The sequence below is a fragment of the Candidatus Parvarchaeota archaeon genome, from assembly GCA_016866895.1.
Taxonomy (GTDB): Archaea; Micrarchaeota; Micrarchaeia; order Anstonellales; family VGKX01; genus VGKX01.
The window spans coordinates 1-1,754 of sequence record VGKX01000194.1 but is presented as its reverse complement, the minus strand read 5'-3'; the positions used below and the strand labels follow the sequence as shown (position 1 = coordinate 1,754).

Sequence of the window (1,754 nt, the reverse complement as noted above, 5' to 3'; positions counted from 1 at the left end):
CTGCGTCGCAAGAATCCTGTGCTCCAAATGCCCTTGTGGCGCATTCTCGCCCACATTCACATGGATTTTTTTGCTCCGTGGCCTTTTTTGCTGCCTTAGGGCACATGTGTGGTCCGAGTGCGCGTGCGAAACATAGCACACCTCGCCGCCCCTGCAATCAAGCGAGATGCTTGTGCCGTCGCTGCAAAACCTTGTGCTCCAAGCTGGCATATCATTCACTTTTCCCAATTTGCATCTGCTTTCAGTCTGGCCGCCTTCTGGAAAACTTTGGTGAAAACACTTGGTGAAAAAAACCATCTAAAACTCTTTCTATGCAAGCGTTTTCCTCGGTTTCTAGAATGGTTTTTTATTAGGCTCTATTAAATACTATTCTCATGAAAGGCGGCGGCACTGACTTCATCTGCGACTCATCCTCGCTTATCTCCCTTACAGACACCTGCTTTCTTCCCGCAATCTCCACAATCTGCTCCTCGTTTGATGGCTCGTTTCTAATCCCAAAAAGCGTTGAGGCGGAAAGCGTCACTACTCCTGTAAAAAACAAGGCATATGCCCTCAATGCCTTGCGCATAAAGCACGCAATCGACAGGGGGATTCTAAAAGTCTCCCCTTTTGATGCCTCAATGCACGCAAGCCAGATTATGGAAATAGCAAATAATGTCTTTTTCCTTTCCGGAAAGCCCATGCCACTGCTGCACCAGGGCGAGTCAGAAATCCTGGCGCTTTGCGATGCGCTTGGGATAAATAACGTGCTTATTGATGAGCGGACAACAAGGATGCTAATCGAATCGCCGCTATTGCTCAAGGACCATCTTGCAAAGGAGTTCAAGAAAAACATAGGCACAAACGAGGAAAACCTGGGCAAATTCCAAAAGCTCACCTCAAGCCTCAACCTTTTCCGCTCAAGCGAGCTACTCATACTTGCATATGAAAAGGGCTATTTTTCAAGCCTTGGGGCACTTGAGCTTGACACGCTTGAGGCAGGGCTTTACAGCCTCAAATACTCAGGCTGCGCAATAAGCTTTGAGGAAATTGTCACTTTCGTTGAGTCAGTTAGGGAATCCGGCTAGCTGGTTTTTACATGCCGCAAACAGTGCTCTCAAGCTATCCAAGCGAGGTATTGCCTGAAGGCAAGTCGGTTGTGATTTATGCGGACAGTCGCGAGCCTGAAGAGTTTGACTCACTTTTGGGCGGCCTTGGGGCGCATGTTGTAAGAAAACAGCTTGAGGTCGGGGACTTTATTGTCTCGCAGCGCTGCTGCATTGAGCGCAAGACCAGGCAGGACTTCGAGTCTTCAATAATTGACGGCAGGATATTTTCTCAGGCCCAAAACCTGTGCGGCGCATTCCAGCGCCCAGTCCTGATTGTTGAGGGGACCCAAAAACCAGACGGCGGGATTTCAATGCAGGCCATTCTTGGAGCATACGCCTGCCTGGTGTGCGACTACGGGCTGTCGGTTTTTTTTGTCAAGTCCCAGCAGGCACTCGCGCAGCTTCTTTTCAGCTTTGCAAGATACGAGCAGCTTAACCGTGACAAAAAAAGGGCGGTTTTTGCAAAGCGCAAGGCCCTTACAATGGATTTGATGCAGCGGGCCGTAGTAGAAAGCCTCCCAATGGTCGGGCCGACACTTGCAACCAACCTGCTTGCCCATTTTGGCAGCCTGCAAAACGTCCTGTCAGCAAGCGAGGAGGAATTATCCAAAGTGCCAAAGCTTGGGCCCAAAAAGGCTAAAATAATCAGGAACCTGCTGTGCGCCA

General features: G+C 49.7%; 3 protein-coding genes. 2 read left to right on the top strand and 1 reads right to left on the bottom strand.

Translation table 11 applies throughout. The annotated features are described in order from the left end of the window. On the bottom strand, window positions 1–210 hold a 210-nt coding region (locus FJZ26_05845), incomplete at its 3' end, for a hypothetical protein (protein MBM3229931.1). 164 nt (window positions 211–374) lie between these two features. Here FJZ26_05845 and FJZ26_05840 point away from each other — a divergent pair. Together FJZ26_05840 and FJZ26_05835 are read left to right on the top strand one after the other, a co-directional pair. Continuing rightward, on the top strand, window positions 375–1,067 hold the full coding sequence (locus FJZ26_05840; protein MBM3229930.1) for a hypothetical protein: 693 nt from the start codon (window positions 375–377) through the stop codon (window positions 1,065–1,067). A gap of 11 nt (window positions 1,068–1,078) precedes the next feature. After that, window positions 1,079–1,754 (top strand): DEAD/DEAH box helicase (locus tag FJZ26_05835; protein MBM3229929.1); only part of this gene is annotated, 676 nt, incomplete at its 3' end.

Coding starts and splice junctions, on each gene's coding strand:
- FJZ26_05840 (MBM3229930.1), top strand. CDS start 375: ATGAAAGGCGGCGGCACTGACTTCATCTGCGACTCATCCTCGCTTATC.